This is a genomic window from Candidatus Symbiopectobacterium sp. NZEC135 (genome assembly GCF_025962695.1).
On sequence record NZ_JAGFPF010000317.1, the window covers coordinates 1 to 1,798 of the forward strand.

Sequence of the window (1,798 nt, forward strand, 5' to 3'; positions counted from 1 at the left end):
TCGTGTATATTTAAGCTGAATACTGGGCGTTACAAACGCCCTCGCTGTGATTTTCTCAGATGAGAATATAAGTAGTTTAAATGCAAAATTCCTAGCCCTTGAATGTTATTAACGATCTATTTGTAATAAAGAAGTGGTATATTTCTTAAAGCTTGAAATTATTTTATTAATTTCAATTTTTTCTATAGTTATATCTTCTATAATAGGGTGTTTAATATCTTGCCAAACGCGCCTCTCGCCATGATCGACTAATTCAGATACCTTACCACCTAAGATTCTAACGAAATTTTTGTTCGAAACGGCAAAAAAACATGCTCCAGATTCTAAAATGATCGTGGGTGAAGCATTGAACTTACAAATTCCATCAGGATATTCATTCTCTGGCGTGGGCTGTGGGTAAGCCATTTTATACAGATATTCAAAAGCTTCATCTGTTGATGCATTAAATATTTCATCATCGCATGGCATAGCTATAAGAGCATTTTCAGAATCAATAACATCATCATAATCAACGAATAAGGTCGATGTGCGGATATCATTAGGATACATACTCCCGTTCAAAAAGAAATAGAAGAAACCATTCTTTATAGAATCGCCCCATTGCGGAACGTATTCAATCCAGATTGCAAAGCGATAGGGATCACCAAAAATCATAATATTCCTTTACCGAATAGTTTACCGATTTAGAGAAGTTCTGTTCGAAGAACATCTATGCTCTTAAAAATTTATGGTTTTTTTATATAGTAACCACTCATCCCAGGCATTTTGCACATCAATATCGGGATAGCCTAGGCTTTTGATCATGTCCCAGGCAATCTCTGCAGGTAACTCAATAGCAGTAGCATTATCTCGGATCGACTCAACATCCTCTCGTGTCAATTCTCGTCTGAAGTCCTTCTCTTTGGCTTCAAGCAGCGAAACAAGGGCAGGAATGAACACTATAGCCATGATTTGCAATACTCCGTAAATGATTGAATTCAATTCATTTTGGCATAGATATCATGTCAATACATTCCTTATAGCCACTGCATAACTGGAAAAATTTTATATTTAAGTTCGTTCGTGAGGTGTAAACGTCCGTTCCTCGTTGTGAGTTCAATGAGTCGATGCAACGCTATCCTTAATCAAGGGGGTGTTGCCATGAAACGAAGAACGCGTATTAACTACACGCCAGAACAGAAAGTGCTTCACCTTTGGTGACAAGTTGCTTGCGAATTCGTTTGCCGTTTGTCCCAAATGGATAACACTCCCTAAGCCATCTTTCCTGATGGGTGCTTACGAACGGTCATTCTGTTTAGTTTTCATAAGTAAATCCCGAATTTTCGCAAGGTTTGAATTTTCAGGGACTGAATCAATGTAGGGATCGCGCTCAAACACTAATTGCTCAGACTCAACGAAAGCCTTCCACTCTGCTGGATCTAGCTCAAATTCCATCGCAGACATATCACTTTCATCTTCCCCCTCGATCCAGCGGACTAAATAAAACAATTCATCATCAGGAGAGTCATCGACAATATCAACGGCGGTTACAGTGATGCAAAGGGTGGGATCGATTTTTGAGACATAAATCCCTAACTGCGGCATAGATGGAAGATTGTTCATGAAAATTCCTTTTATTGGTGTTTGCTATTTGATTAAAAATACGCCAAACAGAGTACTTACGGTGAATACGGCAAGAATCGTTGCAAGTATCCCGCTTAGACGCCCCATTCTCTTTTAGAAATCCTCTTGCATATGGATTATGTTACCCGAAAACGAATTTCCGGACTTCGCTCACTGCAGACCTAACTGCCTTTCT

Annotated in this window: 3 protein-coding genes and 1 pseudogene; all 4 read right to left on the reverse strand. The window is 38.9% G+C overall.

The window, feature by feature from the left end; genetic code table 11:
- Window positions 1–108: 108 nt before the first annotated feature.
- On the reverse strand, window positions 109–654 hold the full coding sequence (locus J5224_RS26360; RefSeq protein ID WP_264628130.1) for an immunity 42 family protein: 546 nt from the start codon (window positions 652–654) through the stop codon (window positions 109–111).
- 63 nt (window positions 655–717) lie between these two features.
- A complete protein-coding gene (locus tag J5224_RS26365; protein ID WP_264628131.1) occupies window positions 718–948 on the reverse strand; it encodes a hypothetical protein in 231 nt (76 codons plus the stop codon).
- Window positions 949–1,177: 229 nt separating this feature from the next.
- Window positions 1,178–1,289, reverse strand: a pseudogene (locus J5224_RS26370) (hypothetical protein); the annotation flags it as partial.
- Window positions 1,276–1,602: a hypothetical protein gene (locus J5224_RS26375; RefSeq protein ID WP_264628132.1), complete on the reverse strand. Its 327-nt coding sequence runs from the start codon at window positions 1,600–1,602 to the stop codon at window positions 1,276–1,278. The pseudogene J5224_RS26370 and the gene J5224_RS26375, both read right to left, overlap by 14 nt.
- Between the last annotated feature and the right edge of the window lie 196 nt (window positions 1,603–1,798).